Source organism: Mycobacterium sp. ELW1 (genome assembly GCF_008329905.1).
Taxonomy (GTDB): Bacteria; Actinomycetota; Actinomycetes; order Mycobacteriales; family Mycobacteriaceae; genus Mycobacterium.
Map to the genome: position 1 here is coordinate 5,786,751 of NZ_CP032155.1, position 21,955 is coordinate 5,808,705.

Here is a 21,955-nt window from a genome sequence, read left to right on the forward strand (position 1 = left end):
ATGCCTGTCATCGACATCGACCGGGAGACCGCTCACGACGCGGCCCAGCGTGAGCTGGCCAAACCGATCTACCCGAAGGAATCCTTGACCGACAGGCTCAATGAGTGGCTACAGGAACTGCTGTACCGGGTGATCGCCAAAGGGGCTTCCATTCCAGGTGGGTGGTTGACCATCGCGGTGCTGGCGATCGTGGTGGTGGTGGCGTTCGTCGTCGCGGTGCGCATCGCCAGGCGGACGATGCGCACCAGCCGAGGTGGCGACGCGGGACTGTTCGGCATGCGCGAACTCAGCTCGGCCGAACACCGGGCCACCGCTGAATCATATGCGGCGCAAGGAAACTGGGCCGCGGCTATCCGGCACCGGCTTCGCGCGGTGGCCCGCCACCTCGAGGAGACCGGTCTGCTCAACGCGGTCCCGGGCCGCACCGCCAACGAACTCGCCGCGGATGCCGGCGAGCTGCTGCCGGCGTTCGGCGGCGACTTACGCCGGGCGGCAACGGTGTTCAACGACGTCACCTACGGCGAGCAACCCGGTACCGAACCGGACTACCGCATGGTCGCCGCCCTTGACGAGGCCCTGCGCCGGCACGCCGGCCCGGCGGGTTCCGAGGGCGATGCTCCCGTCGTCGCCGACACGTGGGCTCCGCTGCGGTGAGCGCCACCCTCGGCCAGCGGTGGCGCACCGGACGCTGGATTGTCCTGGCGCTGATCGTGATCTCGGCGATCGCGGCGGTCAGCGCGGTCCTCACCGCGCCGCGACCGGGCGGCCGGATGGATCCGGACTCCACCAGCCCCGACGGCGCGCACGCCCTGGTCGCCCTGCTGCGTGAGCGCGGTGTCGACGTCGTCGTCGCCGACACCGTCGCCGATGTCGAGAATGCCGCCCGCCCGGACACCCTGCTACTGGCGGCCGAGACGTACAACACCCGGGGCGAGGATCTACTGGCCCGCCTGGCGGATGTCCCGGGCGACCGGCTGCTGCTGGAACCCACCTCGCGGGTACGGCAGGCGCTGGCCGCCGATATCCGCCTCGGCGGTGCCAGCATGCTGACTTCCGAGCCCGATTGCGACCTGCGCGAGGCGAACCGCGCCGGGACCGCGCAATTGGGCGCCACCGAGACCTATGAGAAAGCCGGCGACCTCGACGTGACCCGCTGCTACGGCGGCGCAGTGGTGCGCTACCAGGACGGCGGCCGCACCGTCACCGTCGTCGGCACCGCGGACTTCATGACCAACGGCGGCCTGCTCAGCGAGGGCAACGCGGCGCTGGCGATGAATCTGGCCGGTGACCGGCCGCGGCTCATCTGGTATGCCCCGCAGAAGCCGGAAGGTGAAGGGGCAGAGGGCTCGTCGCTGACCGATCTGATGCCCGACGCAGTCAGCTGGCTGGTGTGGCAGCTGTGTCTGGCGGTGCTTCTGCTGGCCGTATGGCAGGGCCGCCGGTTGGGGCCGCTGGTTGCCGAGAAGTTGCCGGTGGTGGTGCGAGCATCCGAGACCGTCGAGGGCCGTGCCCGGCTCTACCGGTCTCGGCGAGCCCGCGGACAAGCCGCCGAGGCCCTGCGTACCGCGACGCTGCAGCGGCTGGCGCCGCGACTCGGTTTGGGCCCCAACGCCTCTCCAGCGGCGGTGACATCCGCGGTCGCGCAGCGCTACACCGGGGACCCGAACACCGTGCAGCATGTGCTGTTCGGGCCACCCCCGTCGACCGATACCGATCTGCTCCAACTAGCCCATGCGCTCGACGACATCGAAAGGCAGGTCACGACGTCGTGACGAATTTTGCCCAGCCACCCTCCCCCATCGCCGAGCATGACGCGGCGCGCAGCGCCCTGCTCGCCCTGCGCAGTGAGATCGCCAAAGCCGTCGTCGGCCAGGACGCCGTGGTGAGCGGGCTGGTGATCGCCCTGCTGTGCCGCGGACACGTTCTCCTGGAGGGTGTTCCGGGCGTGGCGAAGACCCTTCTGGTGCGGGCGATGTCGGCCGCGCTGCAACTGGATTTCAAGCGGGTTCAGTTCACCCCCGACCTGATGCCGGGTGATGTCACCGGGTCGCTGGTCTATGACGCCAAGACCGCGGCGTTCGTGTTCCACGAGGGGCCGGTGTTCACCAACCTCATGCTGGCCGATGAAATCAACCGGACTCCGCCGAAAACCCAAGCCGCACTGCTGGAGGCGATGGAGGAACGTCAGGTCAGCGTCGACGGCGACCCGCGGCCACTGCCGGACCCGTTCATCGTGGCCGCCACGCAGAACCCGATCGAGTACGAAGGCACCTATCAGTTGCCCGAGGCGCAACTCGACCGGTTCCTGCTGAAGCTGAATGTCCCGCTCCCGCCGCGCGATCAGGAGATCGCGATCTTGTCCCGGCACGCGAATGGTTTCGATCCGCGCGACCTGAGCGCCATCCGCCCGGTGGCCGGCACCGCCGAACTGGCCGCGGGCCGCGAAGCGGTGAAGCGGGTGCTGATCGCCGACGAGGTGTTGGCCTACATCGTCGATATCGTCGGCGCCACGCGGAATTCCCCGTCGCTGCAGCTGGGTGTGTCACCGCGCGGCGCGACCGCTCTGTTGAGCACGGCACGGTCGTGGGCCTGGTTGTCCGGCCGGGGATACGTGACCCCGGATGACGTCAAGGCGATGGCTCGGCCGACGCTGCGCCACCGCATCGCGCTGCGCCCCGAGGCCGAACTCGAAGGAGCGACCCCCGACGGCGTGCTGGACGGCATCCTGGCCGCGGTGCCGGTGCCGCGCTAGTGATCCTCACCGGACGCGCCGGCCTGATCGCTCTGCTGGGCGCCCTCCCGATCACGCTGTCGCCATGGCCGGCAACGACATTCGTCGTTGCCCTGCTCGTGCTGCTGGTGATCGTCGCCCTCGACATGGCGCTGGCCGGAAGTCCGCAAGCTCTGCGCCTGACCCGCGAGCCCGACACCTCAGCGCGGCTGGGGCAGACGGTGGATGCTGTGGTCCACATTCACAACACCGGGCGCCGCCGGTTCCGCGGTGCGGTGCGGGATGCCTGGCCGCCCAGCGCGTGCGCAGAGCCGCGCGCACACTCACTCTCGCTTCGAGCATCCGAAACCAGCACTGTCACAACCCTCTTACGGCCCGTTCGCCGCGGCGATCTGCGGTCGGAGGTTGTCACCGTCCGCTCGATCGGGCCGTTGGGTGTCGCCGGCCGGCAGCGGTCGCATCCGATCGCCGGGCAGGTTCGGATCCTGCCGCCGTTCCTGTCCCGCAAGCATCTGCCGTCGCGGCTGGCCCGGCTGCGGGAGATCGACGGGCTGCTGCCGGTGCTGATCCGCGGCCAGGGCACCGAATTCGATTCGCTCCGCGAGTATGTCGTCGGCGATGACGTCCGCTCGATCGACTGGCGCGCCACCGCTCGTCGCGCCGACGTGGTGGTCCGCACCTGGCGCCCCGAACGCGACCGGCGTGTGGTGATCGTGCTCGACACCGGCCGCACGTCGGCGGGTCGTGTCGGTGTCGATCCCACGGCCCGGGACCCGGGCGGCTGGCCACGGCTGGACTGGTCGATGGACGCCGCACTGCTGCTGGGCGCGCTGGCATCGCGCGCCGGCGACCATGTCGACTTCCTGGCCCACGACCGGCTCACTCGCGCAGCGGTTTTCGGCGCCTCCCGCACCGAGTTGCTGGCCCACCTGGTGGAGGCGATGGCGCCGCTGGAGCCGGCGCTGATCGAATCGGATGCGACCGCGATGGTGGCCGCCGTGCAGCGCCGGGTGCGCCGTCGGGCACTGGTGGTGCTGCTGACCGACCTGAACTCTTCGGCGCTCGACGAGGGGCTGCTGCCGGTGCTCCCACGGTTGTCCGCCAAACATCAGGTGATCGTTGCCGCGGTGTCGGATCCGCGGGTCGACGAATTGGCCGCCGGTCGCGCCGATGCCGCCCAGGTCTACGACGCTGCGGCCGCCGAACGGGCTCGCAACGACCGGCGCAGCATTGCCAGCCGGCTGCGGCACAGCGGTGTCGAAGTGGTCGACGCCTCGCCGGAGGATCTCGCGCCGGCCCTGGCCGACCGCTACCTGTCGATGAAGGCCACCGGCCGCTTGTAGGTCAGCCTGTCGGCACCACGTCGGGCGCGTCCTCGACGTCGCCGGTTTCTCCGGCGCGGCTGGCTTTGCGGCCGAAGTAGACGACATACGCCAGAAATCCGGCCTCGGCGGCAATTCCGATGCCGATTCGGATGAAGGTGGGCAACGGCGCCGGCGTCACCAGCGCCTCGATCAGCCCCGACACCAAGAGCACGCCGGCGAGCCCGACCGCCGCCGCCACCACCGCACGGCCCTGCTCGGCGAGCGCCTGTCCGCGTGGCCGGTCGCCCGGCGAGATGACCGTCCACCCCAGGCGCATGCCGACCGCTCCGGCCAGGAACACCGCCGTCAGTTCGAGCAGCCCGTGCGGGATGAGCAGCCCGAACAGCACATCGGCCTTGCCCGCGTGGATCATCAAGCCACCGACCACACCGAGGTTGGCCGCGTTCTGGAAGATCACCCACGGGATCGGGATGCCCAGCAGGATCGCGAACGCGATGCACTGCGCGGCCACCCAGGAGTTGTTCACCCACACCCGCAACGCGAATGAGCCGGCCGGGTTCTCGCTGTAGTACGAGGCGAAGTCGTGGTTGATCAGATGTTCGATCTCCTGCGGCGTGCTCAGCGCCGACTGCACCTCCGGGCTGCCGCCCACCCAGATTCCGATGACCGTCGCCACCGCGAAGAACGCGACGGCCGTCGCCAGCCACCAGCGCCACGCGCGGTAGGCCACCACGGGGAACGACACCGTCCAGAACCGGGCGAACTCATGCCACATCGGGGCGTGCGCACCGGTGACCGCGGCGCGGGCCCGCGCCACCAGGCTGGAGAGCCGCCCGACCAGAACCGAGTCCGACGAGGCCGAACGCACCATCGACAGATGCGTCGAGACCCGCTGGTAGAGCTCGACGAGTTCGTCCACCTCCGGCCCGGAAAGGCGACGGCGCCGCTTGACCAGCTGCTCGAGCCGGGTCCAGGTGTCCTGGTGGGCCAGCACGAATGCGTCGACGTCCACCCGGCCGACACTAGTACCGTGGACCGTTATGGTGCCCGAGACGGTGGTGACCGGGGACGCCGTCGTCCTCGATGTCCAAATCGCCCAGCTGCCGGTTCGTGCCGTCGGCGCCCTGATCGACATCGCGGTCATCCTGGTCGGCTACATCATCGGTGTGTTGCTGTGGGCCGCCACGATCACCCAGTTCGACGAGGCGCTGTCCGCCGCGGTTCTGATCATCTTCACGGTGCTGGTGCTGGTCGGCTATCCCGTCGTCTTCGAGACCGCCACGCGGGGAAGGACACTCGGCAAGATCGCGATGGGCCTTCGGGTGGTGTCCGACGACGGCGGCCCGGAACGCTTCCGCCAGGCACTGTTTCGGGCGCTGGCGGGCTTCGTGGAGATCTGGATGTTCATGGGCGGACCCGCGGTGATCTGCAGCCTGGTCTCGCCGCGGGGCAAACGCATCGGCGATGTCTTCGCCGGCACCGTCGTGATCAGTGAACGCGGCCCGAAGATGCCGCCCCCGCCCGTGATGCCGCCGTCGCTGGCGTGGTGGGCCGCCTTGTTGGAACTCTCCGCGCTTGGCCCCGAGCAGGCTGAGCTGGCGCGTCAATTCCTTTCTCGCGCACCAGAATTGGACCCCTACGTACGTGACGACATGGCGTACCGCATCGCCGTCGACGTGGTCGGCCGCATCTCGCCTCCGCCGCCACCGGGCACACCGCCGCAATACGTTCTGGCCGCCGTGCTCGCCGAACGGCACCGCCGCGAGCTGATCCGGCTCCGCCCACCGGAGCCCGTCCCGCAGTATCCGGCCGGGCCACCGCCGTCGTATCCCGCTGGGCCGCCGCCGTACCCGGTCGGGCAGGCGCCGGGGCCCGCGCCGTCGGCGCCACCGCAGCGCACCGACGGGTTCGTACCACCCAGCTAGCGCACGCGTACACCGATCAGCATCAGCACTGAACCGGCCAGCGCCGCTGCCGTCCGCATGTGGTTCCAGAGCGTCCAGGTCCGGTAGTAGTCCTGCCACGGCAACGATTCGGCGGCCAACCGGTCGTTCAACGGCACGTTGACCGCGACCGTCACGATCAACGGCACCAGTGCGAGCACCGCCCCGGCCACCAGCCAACCGCGACCCGGAAGCCGCAACTGCGTCAGGGCGGCGATACCCACCACCAGGGCGATCAAGGCCGCGCCCATTAAGAGCGCTAAGAACGGTGTATTGGTCCCCGCCTCGGCGTTGATACCGCGCATCGCGGTGGCGGCGTCGGCGGGGCCGGTCCGGTCTAGGCCGCGCATCACGAACGTGGAGAACGCGTAGAACACACCGGCGACGACGGCGGCGGAAATCGCGGCCGCGGTGATCAGCACGACGACGGGAGGATTCGGCATCCCGCCAGTAGACCGGACTGCTGGCGAGACCCAGAATGGCTGATAGTCCCCGATGCATACGCAGGAGTCTCTAGGCTGCGCCTGTGGACGCTTTGGTGGGCCTGCTCGACGGGGTGCGCGCTCATGGCGCGTTCGTTCTGCGGATGGTGCTCGACCCACCGTGGTCCATGCGGCTCCAGGACGAAGCCCCGCTGACGGTCATCTGCGTGACCGACGGCGGCGCGGTGCTCTCCCCCGACGGTGGCGCGGCGATCACCCTGCATGCCGGTGACGTGGCCTTGACCCGCGGCACAGCGCATTACCTGCTCGCCGACGACGTCCGCACACCCGCGCAGATCGTCATCCACCCGGGTCAGCGGTGCACGACGCTGACCGGTGAGGACCTGGCGTTCGCCATGGCGCTGGGTGTGCGGACGTGGGGCAACAGCGCGACCGGCGCCACCCACGCCGTCGTCGGGGCCTATGAAGGCCACAGCGCGGTGAGCGCCCGGCTACTCGACGCACTGCCGGACGTCGCCGTGTTGTGCGCCGCCGACTGGGCCAGTCCGCTCCCGCAGGCATTGGCCACCGAGGCCGTCCGCGACGGCCCCGGCCAGGAGGCCTTCCTCGATCGGTTGCTCGATCTGCTCCTGCTGGACTTCCTGCGAACCTGGTTCAGCCGACCGGGCAACGCCCCGCCATGGTGGACCGCCGAGGCTGATGCGGTCGTCGGCCCGGCGATCCGACTCATGTACAACGATCCGGCTCACCTGTGGACCGTTGCGAATCTTGCTGCCGCGGTGGGGAGTTCACGCGCTTCATTCGCCAGGCGATTCACCACGCTGGTCGGCGACTCACCGATCGCGTTCCTGACCGCATGGCGGCTGGCCCTGGCCGCAGATCTGTTGAGCTCATCCGACCTCACCGTCGGCGCCGTCGCACGCCACGTCGGCTACGGCACACCGTTCGCGCTCAGCACGGCGTTCAAACGGGCTCACGGTCTGAGCCCGGCCGCCTTCCGGGCTAGGAGAACGTAGCCGACAGAATCGCGATGTCGATGATCAGCAACACCCACGCGACGACGGGAACCACCCAGCCGCGTGGATGTTTCGCCGTGAAGATGGTGATGACGACAGCCAGGACCGCGATCACCGGCGCGCCGTAGGTGAGCAGGCCGTAGACGAAGCCGCTCGGTTTCGGGCAATTGGGGTTGCTGCACGCAGCGGTCCCCATCACCGCGCCCATGGCGAACAGCTGGACGGCCCCCGCACCCACAAGGGTGGACAGCGCCAGCAGCCAGTTGATCCAGAGCCGTGCCCGCGGCGCCTTCTCGGGGTGGGTTTCGGTGGCGTTCGATGAGGTCATGGACGTCGGCTACCCGAACCGGACACCCGGCACACGTCGTGGCGTCACGCAGCCGGCGCTGGAGGCTGTTCCCGGTGCCGTCGCGCCGCGATCACGCTGGCTATCGAGGTGACGCCGATGGTGAGCAGCGCACCGAGCATCAGCGCCGAGGGCTCGCCCGCGCTCAGCAGACCGTTCTGGGTGCCGAGAGTGGCTGCGGCGACCGGCACTCCGAGCTGAGCGGCGGCCAACGCGGCCAGGGCCAAGGGCTGCCCGGTCAGCCGTCCGGCGCAGTGCGCGAGTACCGCGCCGACGCCCAGGCCAACCCCCAGCAGGATGTAGGCCGGATGGTCGCCGAGTTCGCGTACCTGCAATGAGGCGCCGAGCCAGACGAAGAACAGCGGACTGAACAGGCCCTCGGTGATGCCGAACAGCTGGCGGGCCAGTCGCCTCGGTTCGCCCGCCGCCTTGACCGCCAGGCCCAGAGCGAAGCCGGCCAACATGATCGACACGTGGGTGGTGATCGCGAGCGTGGCAAGCGCGAACAGGATGATCAGGCTGATGCGCAACTCGAGGGCGAAGTTGTTGCGCCCGGAGAAGTGATGCAGCCGCCTGCGCCAACCTCGACGGGTGGCCACCCAGAGCCCGAGGAACACCGCGCCGGCGCAGAGTGCGATCAGCAGCGCACCGGAGGCGGCGGCCAGCGCGTGGTTCGGGTCGATCACCAAGGGCAGCAACACGATCGACGTCGCGTCCGCGATCGCGATCTGCGCGGTGACGGCCTGCACCGCGGCCCCGCCGAGGCCGAGTTGCTGGATGACCGGCAGGGCCAGTGCTGCCGACGACGACGCCATCAACACCGCATACACGCCCGTGTGACCGGTGTGGAACACCGCAGCCAAACCTGCCGCCAAGCCGGTCGCGACCGCGCCGACCAGAACCGCCCGGACGACCGCCATCGGAATCGAGGACCGCAGGGTGACGTCACGGATCGGCACATGCGTGCCCACCACGAACATCACCAACGCGAACCCGATGTCGGCCAGCAGCGTGAATGTCTTGTCACCGGGGTCGACGAGGCCGAATCCCGTTCTGCCGATGAGCAATCCCATCGCCAACTCGCCGATGACGACCGGAATCCGCAGTCTCGGCACCGACGCCAGAAGTGGCCCAGCCAATCCGATGACCGCGACCAGCGCCAGGGTGGAGAAGCCGAAGCTCACGCCGAGTGCACCCACGACACGAGCCGGCACGGGATCGCGGTGTTCTCGTCGGTGAGGAAACTGGCGCAGACTCGGTGGTAGCCGTCGGCGATCTGCAAGGCATCGGCAGGGGTGCCACGCACCAGCAGTATCGGGGAGAGCTTCTTGCCCGCCTCGATCTTCGCCAGATCGGACTTCACATGCGGATTGTCCACCGGCAGCGCCGTCAGCCGGGCCGCTCGGAGAATGTCTTTGGCCTTGCGGTACACCGGTTTCGCTGATCGGAGGGCGGTCACGGTGGCTGTCACTGTGGCGTCTTCGGCGAGCATGCTCAAATAGTCCGCCGCCGCGTCATAGTCGTGGTCTTCCGGGTCGTCCAGCCATTTCACCGCCATGGTGTGGTGAGGGTACTCGCAACCCCTACAGGGCAAAGCGTTTCATGAGGACAGACAGCGGATCGGCAGCGTCGCGGGTGCCGCGGGGTCCGGGCTGTTCCGGGGCGACGAACACGTCCGGACGGGTCCACTCCCGCACGGCCCAGCGCTCAGCGATCGCCCACCGGCCGGCTCGGCGCTCCATCAGGTCGACGTAGCGCGCGCCGGTGGTGAAATTGGCGCGCCGGCCTGAGCCCGGCGGGCCCCAATGCGTTGCCATCACGTAGGTCTCGCTGATGGCGGTGTCCTGGTCGACGAAGTCGACGTGGTGGTTGCCGATGAAATGCATTGTTCCGGCGAGATATTCGAGGCTCTTACTCACCCACGAGACGTATTCGCCGACGGTTCCATCGAAACCGGTGTGATGGTCGATGCCGTCGTCGTGATAGGCCTGCCGCACCAGATCGAAGTCGAGACGGTCGATGCCTCGGCAATAGAGAGCGACCACATCGCGGATCGCGTGGACATCGGTTATCCGGTCAGACACCGTAGCCGCCGTCCACGTCCAGCTTCTGGCCGGTGATGAACCCGGCGCGCGGCGAGGCCAGGAAGCACACCGCCTCGGCGATATCGGCGGCATCGCCGAAGCGACCCAGCGGGGTGTTGCGCCGGGCGGCGTCGAGCGCCTTCTCGTCGAGGTCGCCGTCGGCGATCAGTCGCTGCGCGTTGCCGTCGACGAGCATCCCCGGACCGACGCAGTTGGCGCGCACCCCGAATCTGCCCTCCTCGGCGGCGATCCCGCGGATCAGCGCTTCGATGGCGGCCTTCGGGGCGACCGACAGGCCGTCGCGGACCGCGAAGCGTCGCGTCGCGGCGGTGGTGACGGCCACCAGGCTGCCCCGCGATGAGCGAAGGTGCGGCAGGGCGGCGGTGACGACGTTGAAGAAGCCGGCGGTGTCGGTGCTCAGCTGCTGATCGAACCGGTCGGGATCGACGGTGCTGAGGTGCCGCATCGGCACGTGCGCGCCGGCGGCGTGGACGACGGTGTGCACGCCCCCGGCGCCGGCGAACGAGTCGACGACGCGGCGTACCGCCGCCGCATCGGTGATGTCGAGCTGCTCGGCGGCCGCACCGGTGCCCGCGAGCTCCGTCGCTTTGGTGGCGTTGCCGCGGTACGTGAAGCCCACCCGCGACCCGCGCTCGACGAGCATCCGGACGATCTCGGCGCCGATCCCGCCGGTACCGCCGACGACGACGGCTGTGCCCGGTAGCGCGCTGAAGTCGCCCATGGGCTCATATCGTCGCAGGGCCGACGCCGGGCTGGTGCTGGAGTACCGCTAGGCAGGAATCCAGTTGCCGTGGAAGCCGTATGGAACCCGCCGCGGCAGCTGGATTCGGGCCACCGGTTTGCCCGCGAAGTCCGACGCATCCAGGATCACCAGATCGCTTCCGTCGCGGGCGCCGTCGTACACGTATGCGATGTACCAGCCGTTGCTTTCGTCGGCCGGTCCCGATGTGGACGGGACGAAGACCGCCTCCCCCGGGCCACCCGGCACCAGTCCGGTGCTGAAGCGGTGCTCGACGGCGCTGCCGTCGGTCAGGTCGTGGCGCACCAGGCTGGCGTCGCCGACGGAGACCGAGTAGCGCGCGGGCAGACCGGCCAGCCGGTCATCGATCCGCGGGAATTCCACCGCGCGGTCGTCGAGCTGACGCTCGCTGACCGTGCCGTTCTGCAGGTCGATCGTCCAGCTCCACATCACCGCATTGGCGTCGAATCCGCCATTGTCCCGCCACAGTTCGGCATAGCGGACAGCCTGCAGCACAATCAATTTCCCGTCGGCGGACTCGTGCGCGTTGGCGACGTGGAAGATGTAGCAGGGGTCGATGTCGAACCAGCGCACCTCACCGAACGGATCGTCGCGCCGCAGCACACCGAACCGGGCGCCGTAGTCGTCGTCCCATCGGTAGGGCATGTCACCCTCGCCGCGCATCGCGATGTCGAGGTTGAACACGATCGGCAGGTCCATGAAGATCACGTGCTCGGCGGTCATCGCGAAGTCGTGCATCATGGTGTGCGCCTTGACGTCCAGTGGACGGTTGATGGTCAGCTCACCGTTGGCGTCGGCGCGGTGATAGGTGACGTACGGCTCGAAGATGCTGCCGTATCCGAAGAAGTGCAGTTCTCCGGTGGTCGGGCAGATTTTCGGGTGCGCGGTCATCGAGTTCTGCAGCTTGCCGCCGAAGTCGTAGCAGCCCACCGTTTCCAACTCGTTGGTGATCTCGTACGGGAACGAGGACTCCACCAGCGCCAGCGTCTTGCCGGCGTGGTTGACGACGTGGGTGTTGGCGACGGCTGCCCGCAGGTCACGCGTGCCGTCCTCGCGGTAGAGCGGGAACGGATCGACGAAACTGTCGGTGCGCACCCAGCGATTGCGGTACCACTTGGCCGCGCCGTCTTCGATGCGGACGCCGTGGATCATCCCGTCACCGGTGAACCAGTGACTGTTGGCCTCGCGCGGGTTCGGGCCGTTGCGCAGGTACCAGCCGTCGAGGTCGGGCGGGATCGCTCCCTCGACGGGCAACGCGTACTCGGTGAGCTCGTCCGGCACCGGCGCGTAGTTACCGCGCTGGAAGAACTCCCCTTCGGCGGGCAAGTTGGTTGTGTCGGTGGTGATGTCCGTCATGCCGCTAACTGTGACAGTCCACTGATGACCTGTCAATGGTGGTACATGAGATAGTCCATAACTGACATGTCGAGCCTTACGATGGTCGCGTGAGTCTTCGGTACGCGGCGCTGGGCCTCCTCGCCCAGGAGCCCGGCAGCGGGTACGACCTGCTCAAACGATTCGATGTGTCGATGGCCAACGTGTGGCCGGCGACCCAGAGCCAGCTCTACGGCGAGCTCAACAAACTCGCCAATGCGGGCCTGATCGAGGTCACCGACGTCGGCCCGCGCGGGCGCAAGGAATACCGCGTCACCGATGCCGGACGTCAGGATCTGCTGCGCTGGATGACCAACCCCCAGGACGACCCGCCGTACCGCAGCGCGGAGTTGCTGCGGGTGTTCCTGCTCAGCGAGATGACTCGCGAGCAGGCCCGGGCCTACATGGTCTCGGTCGCCGAGCACGCCGAAGCCGAGCTCACCCGCTATGAGCAGGTGCGCGACTGTATGGAGTGGGGCGACAGCGACGTCGGGTTCTACGGCCGCGCGGCCCTGGAATTCGGACTGCGAGTCGAGGCGATGGAGGCCGACTGGGCCCGCTGGGTGGTCAAGGAAATCGACCGGCGATCCAACTGACCGTTGCATCGCGATAGTTTCCGATATATCGTCAACGTATCGGAAGCGCATTCGGCGTTTCCAGACCAGAAACGAGAACCTCTATGAACACCCCATTTCCCCAGTTCGGAGGCCCGGATATGGGCCGCCCCAGCTTTGGCCCCGGCTTCGGTCCGGGTTTCGGCTTCGCACCGGCAGGCCGTGGTCGCCGCCACGACCGGCACGGCCGCCGCGAGCTCCGCGAGCAACTACGTGAGCAGTTCCGCGAGCACGGCGACCGCCACGACGGTCCGCCGTTCGGCCCGCGCGGCGGCTTCGGCCCGGGCTTCGGCCCGGGCTTCGGTCCGGGTTTCGGTACCGGCTTCGGTCCAGGCTTCGGACCCGGTGGCGGCGGACGCGGCGGTCGCCGCGGACACGGCCGCGGTCGCGGTCGTCGCGGTGACGTGCGCGCCGCAATCCTCAAGCTGCTCGCCGAGCGGCCGATGCACGGCTACGAGATGATCCAGGAGATCGCCGAGCGCACCCAGGATCTGTGGAAGCCGAGCCCCGGCTCGGTCTACCCGACCCTGCAGTTGCTGGCCGACGAAGGTCTGCTGGTGGCAAGCGAATCCGAAGGCAGCAAGAAGCTTTTCGAGCTGACCGACGAAGGCCGCGCCGCCGCCGACAAGATCGAGACCGCCCCGTGGGACGAGATCACCGAAGGCGCCGACCCGGGCCAGGTCAACATCCGTGCCGCCGTAGGCCAGTTGTTCGGTGCCGTGCGGCAGGCGGCTTTCGCTGCCAACCCGGAGCAGCAGCAGCGCATCATCGACATCGTCAACACTGCGCGCCGCGAGATCTACCAGATCCTCGGCGAATCCGAGTAACCAGAACTTGGGCGCGGTTTCGTGCGCGCAGCGCTCGAAACCGCGCCCAGTTCATGCTTCGATGCCACAGTGCTGAGACTGATCGCACTTGCCGTCACACTCTGCATTCTCGGTGGGGCACTACCGTCCGCCAGCCGAGCCGACACCTGGCGTGTCGTCCGCACTGTCATGCTCATGCGCCACGGGGTGCGACCGCCGAACAAGGAACCACCAGTCCCGGTGTCGATCGCTCCTGACCCGTGGCCGGCGTGGAGCACCCGCCCGGGCTGGCTCACCGATCACGGCGCGGCGGCCGTTCGTCTTGTCGCAGCCGCCGACGCGCGCCGCTTCATCGCCGACGGCACACTCCCCGCTCACGCCTGCCCTCCCCCGGGTTCCGTTCGCATCGTCTCCGACTCTCTGCAGCGCACCATCGCAACCGGTGACGCGTACGCTTCATCGCTGGCCGCCGGCTGCGGGATCGTGAATCACCATGCCCCACAAGGTGAAGCGGATCCGCTTTTCGACGCATACCGCACATCGGACATCACGACCGCTGCGGCACAGGAGGCTGTCGCGTCGACGGTCGGGCCCGGCGGCGTGACTACGCTCGCGCAGCAATACCAGTCGGCGCTCGACGCCGTGACCCACATCGTGTGCGGCAACCGGCCTGATCGGTGCGGTCTCGCCGATGTGCAGAGCGGCACCGAGGTCGACCCGTCCGGCGCCCACCGCCCCCGACTCACCGGCGCCTTGGCCTACGGGTCGGTGATCTCCGAAGTGTTGGAGCTCGAATACGCCGAAGGCAAACCGCGTGCCGATGTCGGGTGGGGGCGTGCCACCGCCGACGACATCCGGCTCGTCGGGAGCCTTCACGCGCTGGAGCTGTCGATCATCGCCCGGCCCCGCCCACTGGCGGTGGCCAACGCGGGCAAGATCGCCGACGTCATTCGCGACGCTGTGGACACCGGGCCGCCGCTGACCGTCATCGTCGGGCATGACACCGAGGTCGCAAACATCGCCGGCCTACTCGACGCCCATTGGTCCGTCACAGGTTTCGCCGACGACGAACCAGCACCCGGCGGCGCACTCGTCTTCCAGCTGCTCGAGGCGCCGAACGGAGACCAGGCCGTCCGAGCCTCGTATCGCTCTCAAACGCTGGAGCAGATGCGCGCACTCACCGACGGCGATTCGACCTGGGTTCCGCTGGCAATCCGCGGTTGCCCCGGCGAGCTGTGCTCACTCGACTCGTTCGTCACAGCGCTGACGACCTAGACCGCGACCCAGTCCAGCGTGCGCTGCACGGCTTTGCGCCATCCGGCGTAGCCGGCCTCACGTTGGTCGTCGTCCCACGCCGGCGACCATCGCCGGTCCTCCTGCCAATTGGCGCGCAAGTCATCGGGATCGGCCCAGAATCCCACCGCCAGCCCGGCGGCATACGCCGCGCCCAGTGCGGTGGTCTCGGCGACCACCGGGCGCACCACATCAACGCCCAGCACGTCGGCCTGGATCTGCATGCACAGCTCGTTCTGGGTGACACCGCCGTCGACCTTCAAAATCTCAAGGTGCACACCAGAATCGGCTTCCATCGCGTCGACCACGTCGCGGCTCTGGTAGCAGATCGCCTCCAGCGTCGCCCGGGCAACGTGCGCGTTGGAGTTGTAGCGGGACAACCCGACGATCGCCCCGCGCGCATCCGAACGCCAATACGGCGCGAACAGTCCCGAGAACGCCGGCACGAAGTACACGCCGCCGTTGTCGGCGACCTGCCGCGCCAGGGTCTCGCTCTGCGATGCGCCGCTGATGATGCCGAGCTGATCGCGCAGCCACTGCACGGCTGAGCCCGTCACCGCGATCGAACCTTCAAGGGCGTAAACAGGTTTCGCGTCTCCGAACTGATAGCACACGGTGGTCAGCAACCCGTTCTCGCTGCGCACGATCTTCTCGCCGGTGTTGAGCAGCAGGAAGTTGCCGGTGCCGTAGGTGTTCTTGGCCTCACCGGGGCTCAGGCACACCTGCCCCACCATCGCCGCCTGCTGATCGCCGAGGATTCCGGTCAGCGGCACCTCACCGCCCAGCGGACCGCCGGACAGCGTCACCCCATACGGCTCCGGCGACGACGACGGCCGGATCTCCGGCAGCATCGCGCGCGGAATCCCGAAGAGCGACAACAGTTCGTCGTCCCAGTCCAGCGTCTCCAGGTTCATCAGCATGGTGCGGCTGGCATTGGTGACGTCGGTGACGTGCACACCGCCGTGGGTTCCCCCGGTCAGATTCCACAGCACCCAGGTGTCCGGCGTGCCGAACAGCGCGTCACCGCGTTCGGCGTCGGCGCGGACGCCGTCGACATTCTCCAGAATCCACTGCAGCTTGCCGCCGGAGAAGTACGTCGCCGGCGGCAGACCGGCTTTGCGCCGGATGATGTCACCGCGGCCGTCCCGGTCCAGCGCGGCTGCGATGCGGTCGGTGCGGGTGTCCTGCCACACGATCGCATTGTGGTACGGCCGTCCCGTCTTGCGGTTCCACACCAGGGTGGTCTCGCGCTGGTTGGTGATGCCCAGCGCGGCCAGGTCTTCGACGGACAGCTTTGTCTTGTTCAACGCCGAGACCACCACGGTCTGCGTGCGTTCCCAGATCTCCACCGGGTTGTGCTCCACCCACCCGGACTGCGGCAGGATCTGTTCGTGCTCGAGCTGGTGCCGGCTCACCTCAGCGCCCTTGTGGTCGAAGATCATGCAGCGGGTGCTGGTGGTGCCCTGGTCAATCGAGGCGACGAAGTCAGCCAACTGTGCTCCTCTGACGTGCGATGCTGCTGATGCAGCCGACCTTTCGTCCATGATGGCCTACATGGCATCCGAGATCATCGACATCGCTGACATGCCGCGGGGTGGCCCGGATGCGTCGTGTCTGGATCGCCTGCTGGAGACCGACCGTCCGGAATACCTCGACCGCGACGACGTCGACGACGAGGTCAAGCGCGGCATCGTCACGGCGCTGGACGTGATCGGCAACCTGTTCCGTGAGCACGACCGCAACGCCGAACTGGTGCTGCGCGAGGTCGCCGACGTCGTCGACCCCACCATCCTGGAACTCGGCGCCGGTCACGGGGCGCTGTCGCGCAAGGTGCTCGAGCAGCACCCGACCGCCCATGTCACGATCTCCGACGTCAACGCCGAGTCGGTGGCGGCGATCGCGGCATCCGATCTCGGTGAACATCCGCGCGCCACGGTGCGGACCATCGACGCGACCGCGATCGACGCCGACGACGGCTCGTTCGACCTGGCCGTCTTCGCATTGTCGTTTCACCACCTACCGCCCATCCAGGCGGCCCTGGTGCTCGCCGAAGGCACCCGGGTGGCCAACGAACTTCTGGTCATCGATCTGCCCCGGATGCCGTCGCTTCTGCACATCGCCAAACTGGCGGCGATGGCGCCGCTGGTGTGGTGGCCGTTCGTGCACGACGGTCTGGTCAGCTCGCTGCGCTCCTACAGCCCCTCTGCGCTGCGGGCCCTCGGTGCTCATGCCGGCGTCGAGGTGGAGGTCAGCACGAACCCGTTCGATCGGCAGGTTCTGCGGGCGCGGCGGCGCGGTTGATGGCGATTTGCTTGCGCAGCTTGGTCTGAACCGGTTGCATCGACCCCATGGGCGATGAGGTCAAGCACGCCACCTTCAACCGGGCGCATCGGCAGCAGTACCGGCGCAAGGTCCAGTTGTGCCTGGACGTGTTCGAAACCATGCTGGCCCAATCCAGCTTCGAGTTCGACCGACCGCTGACCGGGATGGAGATCGAATGCAACCTGGTCACCGATGACTACCAGCCGGCCATGTCGAACCAGGAGGTCTTGGCCGCGATCGCCGATCCGGCCTACCAGACCGAATTGGGCGCCTACAACATCGAATTCAACGTCCCGCCGCGGCCACTGCCCGGCCGGACGGCACTGGAGCTGGAGGCCGAGGTTCGGGCGAGCCTGAACGCCGCCGAGACGAAGGCCAATACCGACGACGCGCACATCGTGATGATCGGCATCCTGCCGACGCTGATGCCCGAGCACCTCACCGGTCACTGGATGAGTCCGTCGCTGCGCTATCAGGCGCTCAACGATTCGATCTTCACCGCCCGCGGCGAGGATATCCTCATCGACATCACCGGCCCCGAGCGGCTGAGCATGCACGCCGAGTCCATCGCTCCTGAATCTGCCTGCACCAGTATGCAATTGCACCTGCAGGTGTCCCCGGCCGACTTCGCCGCCAACTGGAACGCCGCTCAGGTGCTGGCCGGCCCGCAGCTGGCCCTCGGTGCCAACTCGCCGTATTTCTTCGGCCACCAGCTGTGGGCCGAGACCCGCATCGAACTGTTCGCCCAGGCGACCGACACCCGGCCCGACGAGCTCAAGGCGCAAGGCGTGCGTCCGCGAGTGTGGTTCGGGGAGCGCTGGATCACCTCGATCTTCGACCTGTTCGAAGAGAACGTCCGCTACTTCCCGTCCTTGTTGCCCGAGTTGTCCGACGAGGACCCGGTCGCCGAGCTCGCGGCAGGCCGCACGCCCACCCTGTCCGAACTGCGGCTGCACAACGGCACGGTCTACCGCTGGAACCGGCCGGTCTATGACGTCGTGAACGGCCGGCCGCACCTTCGGGTGGAGAATCGAGTGTTGCCGGCCGGACCGACGGTCGTCGACATGATGGCCAACTCGGCGTTCTACTACGGCGCCTTGCGAGTGCTGGCCGAAGAAGACCGCCCGTTGTGGACGAAGATGAGTTTCACTGCGGCACATGACAACTTCATCGAATCTGCTCGGCACGGCATGGACGCCCGGCTGTACTGGCCAGGGCTGGGCGAGATCACACCCGACGAGCTGGTGTTGCGTACCTTGCTGCCGATGGCCGATGAAGGCCTGCGCCGTTGGGGAGTGGCCACCGAAGTACGCGACCGCTATCTCGGCGTGATCGAGGGTCGCGCGAAGACCGGACGCAACGGGTCGGCATGGCAGATCGCCACGGTGCAGGCGCTGCAGAATCGCGGTATGGCACGACCACAGGCACTGGCCGAGATGCTGCGGCGCTACTGCACGCTGATGCACAGCAACGAACCGGTGCACACCTGGGACATCACCGAGTGACCGACGGGTCCTTGTAGGTTGAGGTTCATGGACTCTGAGGTCATGGATTGGGACGACGCCTATAGGGAGGAGGGCGCCTTCGCCGGGCCGCCGCCGTGGAACATCGGTGAGCCGCAGCCCGAACTGGCCGCTCTGGTCCGGGACGGCGAGATCAGCGGTCATGTGCTGGACGCCGGCTGCGGGCATGCCGAGCTCGCGTTGGCCCTCGCGGCGACAGGCGCCACCGTCGTCGGTATCGATGTGTCGCCCACGGCGATCACGGCCGCAACCGAGGCCGCCCGGCAGCGCGGCTTGAGCAACGTGACCTTCGAGTGCGCCGATATCACTGCCTTCACCGGCTACGACGAGCGGTTCGCCACGATCATCGACAGCACGCTGTTCCATTCGCTGCCGGTCGACGCCCGCGACGCCTATCTCGGTGCGATCCATCGGGCGGCCGCACCCGGGGCGCGGCTCTTTGTTCTGGTCTTCGCGAAGGGCGCCTTCCCGCCGCACCTCGAGACCAAGCCCAACGAGGTCGACGAGGACGAGCTACGCGCTGCGGTGTCGAAGTACTTCGTGATCGACGACATTCGGCCGGCGAAGATCCACTCCCACAAGCCCGCGTTCGCCGACATGCCCGAGGGTGCGATGCCGTTCGACCTCGACACGAAGGGCCGACTGATGATGCCGGCCTACTTGCTCAGCGCCCACAAGGACGGCTGAGTACCGCCGGCGCTGCCGGCAAAGAATTTGCGGGTGGATAGTATTTCGCCCGAGCTTCCCGATCTAGCAAACGAATTCCCGCACGCTCACCTAAGCTGTCCCTCGGCGTCGGGACATCGGACGCCTGCAGTGCTATATCGGAGTCGGGGCCGAGGGGACGCAGTGCTGACCGGGAAATCGATGACGCCTCACTGGGCCGTCTTGTATGCATGGCTGATCGCAGGCCTCGTCGGGCTCGGTTTGGGCGCCGCGCTGTTGGCGGGCACAGCGGTCGCAACCGCGGACACCGGCTCGTCATCCACGGGCGGCAGCACCTCCACGTCCGGCAAGGCGACGTCGTCGAAGCATGGCGTCGCCTCCAGTCGGCGCGCACCGGTGGCGGCGAAAAGCGCACCCGCGCGAACCGACGCGACAAACCGGAGCACCCGCACCAGCCGGGCAACGCCGACAACCCCCGTCACCGCAGCCGCCCCGACACCGACGCTGAACCCGGTGCAGGCGTTCATGCGTCAGCTCAACTACATCTTCGCCAACAAGCCACCGTCGATCGAATCGGGCACCCAGACTTCAGGCGCCGGCGGCACCGTGTCGGGCACCGTTATCGGCAAGAGCAACAACGGTTTCACGCTCAAATACTCGATCGGCGACCAGCCGACCAACGGCTCGGTTGTTCTCGACCCGGTGACGGGCGCCTACACGTACACGCCCAACACCACGCTGCCCTCGGGCGCCATCATGGACGAGTTCACGATCGTCGCCGACAATGGCTCCGCGGCCAAGCTGCACGGACCTCTCGGCGCGGTACAGAACGCGCTGCGTTCAATTGCGGTGCAGCTGGGCGCATCCGGAATCACCACCGCCGATGCCGCCATCTACGTCGACCTGGACAACCCCGCTGTTCCGACGATCATCGGCAACCCGGACGTCACCAAGCAGTACTGGGTGACCAACGGCCGCCAGACCTCCGGCCTGGCGGCCGTGGTGATGGCAGTGGGTCAGCTGACCGGCACGATGCCGAACATCGCGGACTGGATCGCCAAAGCCAAGATCACCGACAGCGTCGAACGGCAACTGTTCGTCAACGGCAACCCCACCGGTCAGTACCGGAAGATGTACTTGGACGACGGCACCGACTGGGTGTGGACCGGCGACGCGTTGGAGCTGCTCAGTACGAGCGGTAACGGGATCAACGTCTCGACGACGTACTTCCCCAAGACCAAGGCTGACGTAGCCCTGACCAGCATGGCATCCGCACTCACCGCCGGTTCGGTCGTCCTCGTCAGCATCAACGCCCCAATCCTGGGTTACACCAACCCCGTGAACCACTTGGTCGTCGTCCTCGGTATGAACACCGAGACGGACCAGATCTTCGTCAATGACGCCGCGTGGGGCGCCGACGGCCAGAACCGGGCGATGTCGTTGACCGACTTCATGAAGGCGTGGGAGCCCAACTACCCGCTGGGCATCGCCACCCGCCCGTTGGCGGCCGCGGCAGGCCAACCCCTGACACAAGCCGATCTCGCGCTGGCGGCCTGAGGCTACGGAACCGGAGAGCCGAAGTATGAATCGGATCAGGCGACTCGCCCCCTTGACCCTCGCGGCCTGCGGGCTGGCCGTCGGCGCGGGGATTCTGCTCGCGGGTGCAAGCCCGGTCGCATCGGCCGCGCCGGCCGACTCCAATCACTCGTCGGTGAGCTCAGGGTCCGCGTCGAGTGCGCGAACGTCCGGGCCGCTACGCGCCGTAAAAGCCACTGACTCGAACAAGTCCCGCGCGAATGCGAAAACGCCGACAGCTGCACCGGTCGCGGCGGCCGTAACGCAGCGCCGCCTCCCGACGCTGCCCGCGCTCCCTACACCGGCCGCGGTAGTTCATGCGGTACAGGATGCGCTGACGACCCTCGGGCGCGACTTGGGCCGGTCGACCATCAGACCCACTCCACCGTCGGCGAATGAATCATCGACTGCCACAACACCGCTGCGAGACCCACCGGCGCCGGGGGACGTCGTGTACGGCAATCCCCTGCAAAACGTCAAATACTTTATCTCTCAGGGGAACAACAACACCTGCGTGCTGTCCTCGACCGCCATGGTGATCGGACAACTCAAGGGGCCGGGCGGTATGCCCACCTGGTCCGACATCGTCCAGGAAGCCAAGGACACTCCCAGCTATTCGTCCTCGCGGAATTCGGGTTCGGTCTGGAGCAAACTGCTGAAAAAGTATGTCGCGCGAACGGGGAACATCTACGACCCGGTGGCCGACGAGTACGTCTACTACGTGGACAGCATGGCGTTGATGGAAAAGCACGGCGTCGACGCGACGATGACCACCTTCACCAAGAGCCAGGGCGATCTGGCATTGGCCAATTTGAAGACGGCTCTGAACACCAGCTCCGTTCTGGTGGCCGTGAACAACCGGATCTGGGCCGAGGCGATCGGCGGCGCACATAGCGCGAGGCGGTTCGGCACCGCCAACCACGCCATCACGGTGCTCGGCATCAACGCGACCAAAGAAATCATCTACATCAACGACTCCGGTGGGACGGGCGGACAAGGTTTGGCCGTTCCGTTGGACGGCTTCATGGAAGCCTGGCAGCGCGGCCAGTACCTGTCGGTGAGCGCTCGTCTGGCCGCCCCGAGTAGCCAGGCGGCCCTGGCGGCCTGACGCCG

General features: G+C 67.7%; 24 protein-coding genes. 14 read left to right on the forward strand and 10 right to left on the reverse strand.

What is annotated here, in order from left to right:
- The 4 genes from D3H54_RS27775 to D3H54_RS27790 are packed head-to-tail and all read left to right on the forward strand — an operon-like array spanning nt 1 to nt 4,074.
- On the forward strand, nt 1–654 hold the full coding sequence (locus D3H54_RS27775; protein WP_149382920.1) for a DUF4129 domain-containing protein: 654 nt from the start codon (nt 1–3) through the stop codon (nt 652–654).
- A complete protein-coding gene (locus D3H54_RS27780) occupies nt 651–1,772 on the forward strand; it encodes a DUF4350 domain-containing protein (RefSeq protein WP_149382921.1) in 1,122 nt (373 codons plus the stop codon). The genes D3H54_RS27775 and D3H54_RS27780 overlap by 4 nt, the downstream gene beginning before the upstream one ends.
- Nucleotides 1,769–2,752, forward strand: coding sequence for an AAA family ATPase (locus tag D3H54_RS27785; protein ID WP_168214990.1), 984 nt, complete (start codon nt 1,769–1,771; stop codon nt 2,750–2,752). The genes D3H54_RS27780 and D3H54_RS27785 overlap by 4 nt, the downstream gene beginning before the upstream one ends.
- A complete protein-coding gene (locus tag D3H54_RS27790; protein WP_149382922.1) occupies nt 2,752–4,074 on the forward strand; it encodes a DUF58 domain-containing protein in 1,323 nt (440 codons plus the stop codon). The genes D3H54_RS27785 and D3H54_RS27790 overlap by 1 nt, the downstream gene beginning before the upstream one ends.
- Nucleotide 4,075: 1 nt before the next feature.
- On the opposite strand, the gene D3H54_RS27795 is transcribed toward D3H54_RS27790, so the two are convergent.
- Nucleotides 4,076–5,068 carry a stage II sporulation protein M gene (locus D3H54_RS27795; protein ID WP_149382923.1) on the reverse strand — a complete coding sequence of 331 codons (993 nt, stop codon included), beginning with the start codon at nt 5,066–5,068 and terminating at the stop codon, nt 4,076–4,078.
- A 28-nt stretch (nt 5,069–5,096) separates the two neighbouring features.
- Here D3H54_RS27795 and D3H54_RS27800 point away from each other — a divergent pair, with 28 nt between their 5' ends.
- A complete protein-coding gene (locus D3H54_RS27800) occupies nt 5,097–5,981 on the forward strand; it encodes an RDD family protein (protein ID WP_149382924.1) in 885 nt (294 codons plus the stop codon).
- On the opposite strand, the gene D3H54_RS27805 is transcribed toward D3H54_RS27800, so the two are convergent.
- Nucleotides 5,978–6,442: an anthrone oxygenase family protein gene (locus D3H54_RS27805; RefSeq protein WP_149382925.1), complete on the reverse strand. Its 465-nt coding sequence runs from the start codon at nt 6,440–6,442 to the stop codon at nt 5,978–5,980. The two genes, D3H54_RS27800 and D3H54_RS27805, sit on opposite strands and share 4 nt — an antisense overlap.
- Nucleotides 6,443–6,525: 83 nt before the next feature.
- Between D3H54_RS27805 and D3H54_RS27810 the strand changes: the two genes are divergently transcribed.
- Nucleotides 6,526–7,458: an AraC family transcriptional regulator gene (locus tag D3H54_RS27810; RefSeq protein ID WP_149382926.1), complete on the forward strand. Its 933-nt coding sequence runs from the start codon at nt 6,526–6,528 to the stop codon at nt 7,456–7,458.
- On the opposite strand, the gene D3H54_RS27815 is transcribed toward D3H54_RS27810, so the two are convergent.
- The 6 genes from D3H54_RS27815 to D3H54_RS27840 are packed head-to-tail and all read right to left on the reverse strand — an operon-like array spanning nt 7,445 to nt 12,025.
- The gene (locus D3H54_RS27815; protein WP_286199027.1) at nt 7,445–7,786 is read right to left on the reverse strand and encodes a hypothetical protein; all 342 of its coding nucleotides are present in this window, start codon (nt 7,784–7,786) and stop codon (nt 7,445–7,447) included. The genes D3H54_RS27810 and D3H54_RS27815 overlap by 14 nt on opposite strands.
- Before the next feature lie 44 nt (nt 7,787–7,830).
- Nucleotides 7,831–9,003 (reverse strand): cation:proton antiporter, encoded by a 1,173-nt coding sequence (locus D3H54_RS27820; RefSeq protein ID WP_286199028.1) that lies wholly within the window; start codon nt 9,001–9,003, stop codon nt 7,831–7,833.
- Complete coding sequence (locus D3H54_RS27825; RefSeq protein WP_149382927.1) at nt 8,985–9,362, reverse strand: hypothetical protein; 378 nt, start codon at nt 9,360–9,362, stop codon at nt 8,985–8,987. Before D3H54_RS27825 ends, D3H54_RS27820 begins: the two co-directional genes overlap by 19 nt.
- A gap of 25 nt (nt 9,363–9,387) precedes the next feature.
- Nucleotides 9,388–9,888: a nuclear transport factor 2 family protein gene (locus D3H54_RS27830; RefSeq protein WP_286199029.1), complete on the reverse strand. Its 501-nt coding sequence runs from the start codon at nt 9,886–9,888 to the stop codon at nt 9,388–9,390.
- On the reverse strand, nt 9,881–10,630 hold the full coding sequence (locus tag D3H54_RS27835) for an SDR family NAD(P)-dependent oxidoreductase (protein ID WP_149382929.1): 750 nt from the start codon (nt 10,628–10,630) through the stop codon (nt 9,881–9,883). Before D3H54_RS27835 ends, D3H54_RS27830 begins: the two co-directional genes overlap by 8 nt.
- Nucleotides 10,631–10,678: 48 nt before the next feature.
- Complete coding sequence (locus D3H54_RS27840) at nt 10,679–12,025, reverse strand: carotenoid oxygenase family protein (protein WP_149382930.1); 1,347 nt, start codon at nt 12,023–12,025, stop codon at nt 10,679–10,681.
- 89 nt (nt 12,026–12,114) lie between these two features.
- Between D3H54_RS27840 and D3H54_RS27845 the strand changes: the two genes are divergently transcribed.
- The 3 genes from D3H54_RS27845 to D3H54_RS27855 all read left to right on the forward strand — a co-directional run bounded on the left by D3H54_RS27845 (nt 12,115) and on the right by D3H54_RS27855 (nt 14,738).
- Nucleotides 12,115–12,639, forward strand: a complete 525-nt coding sequence (locus D3H54_RS27845; RefSeq protein ID WP_149382931.1) for a PadR family transcriptional regulator — start codon at nt 12,115–12,117, stop codon at nt 12,637–12,639.
- A gap of 83 nt (nt 12,640–12,722) precedes the next feature.
- Nucleotides 12,723–13,484, forward strand: a complete 762-nt coding sequence (locus D3H54_RS27850) for a PadR family transcriptional regulator (RefSeq protein WP_149382932.1) — start codon at nt 12,723–12,725, stop codon at nt 13,482–13,484.
- 174 nt (nt 13,485–13,658) lie between these two features.
- Nucleotides 13,659–14,738 carry a histidine phosphatase family protein gene (locus D3H54_RS27855; protein ID WP_168214991.1) on the forward strand — a complete coding sequence of 360 codons (1,080 nt, stop codon included), beginning with the start codon at nt 13,659–13,661 and terminating at the stop codon, nt 14,736–14,738.
- Here the strand turns inward: D3H54_RS27855 and glpK are convergent.
- On the reverse strand, nt 14,735–16,300 hold the full coding sequence (glpK, locus tag D3H54_RS27860; RefSeq protein ID WP_149382934.1) for a glycerol kinase GlpK: 1,566 nt from the start codon (nt 16,298–16,300) through the stop codon (nt 14,735–14,737). The genes D3H54_RS27855 and glpK overlap by 4 nt on opposite strands.
- Nucleotide 16,301: 1 nt before the next feature.
- Here glpK and D3H54_RS27865 point away from each other — a divergent pair, with 1 nt between their 5' ends.
- The 3 genes from D3H54_RS27865 to D3H54_RS27875 are packed head-to-tail and all read left to right on the forward strand — an operon-like array spanning nt 16,302 to nt 19,288.
- Nucleotides 16,302–17,057 (forward strand): class I SAM-dependent methyltransferase, encoded by a 756-nt coding sequence (locus D3H54_RS27865; protein ID WP_149383790.1) that lies wholly within the window; start codon nt 16,302–16,304, stop codon nt 17,055–17,057.
- A 47-nt stretch (nt 17,058–17,104) separates the two neighbouring features.
- Nucleotides 17,105–18,583, forward strand: a complete 1,479-nt coding sequence (locus D3H54_RS27870; RefSeq protein ID WP_149382935.1) for a glutamate-cysteine ligase family protein — start codon at nt 17,105–17,107, stop codon at nt 18,581–18,583.
- A 27-nt stretch (nt 18,584–18,610) separates the two neighbouring features.
- Nucleotides 18,611–19,288, forward strand: a complete 678-nt coding sequence (locus tag D3H54_RS27875; RefSeq protein WP_149382936.1) for a class I SAM-dependent methyltransferase — start codon at nt 18,611–18,613, stop codon at nt 19,286–19,288.
- 188 nt (nt 19,289–19,476) lie between these two features.
- Here D3H54_RS27875 and D3H54_RS31365 read toward each other — a convergent pair whose 3' ends face one another.
- A complete protein-coding gene (locus D3H54_RS31365) occupies nt 19,477–19,794 on the reverse strand; it encodes a hypothetical protein (protein ID WP_168214992.1) in 318 nt (105 codons plus the stop codon).
- Here D3H54_RS31365 and D3H54_RS27880 point away from each other — a divergent pair.
- Both D3H54_RS27880 and D3H54_RS32400 read left to right on the forward strand, forming a co-directional pair.
- Nucleotides 19,781–20,824 carry a cysteine peptidase family C39 domain-containing protein gene (locus D3H54_RS27880; protein WP_168214993.1) on the forward strand — a complete coding sequence of 348 codons (1,044 nt, stop codon included), beginning with the start codon at nt 19,781–19,783 and terminating at the stop codon, nt 20,822–20,824. The genes D3H54_RS31365 and D3H54_RS27880 overlap by 14 nt on opposite strands.
- Before the next feature lie 25 nt (nt 20,825–20,849).
- Complete coding sequence (locus D3H54_RS32400) at nt 20,850–21,950, forward strand: C39 family peptidase (RefSeq protein ID WP_502707701.1); 1,101 nt, start codon at nt 20,850–20,852, stop codon at nt 21,948–21,950.
- Nucleotides 21,951–21,955 lie beyond the last annotated feature (5 nt).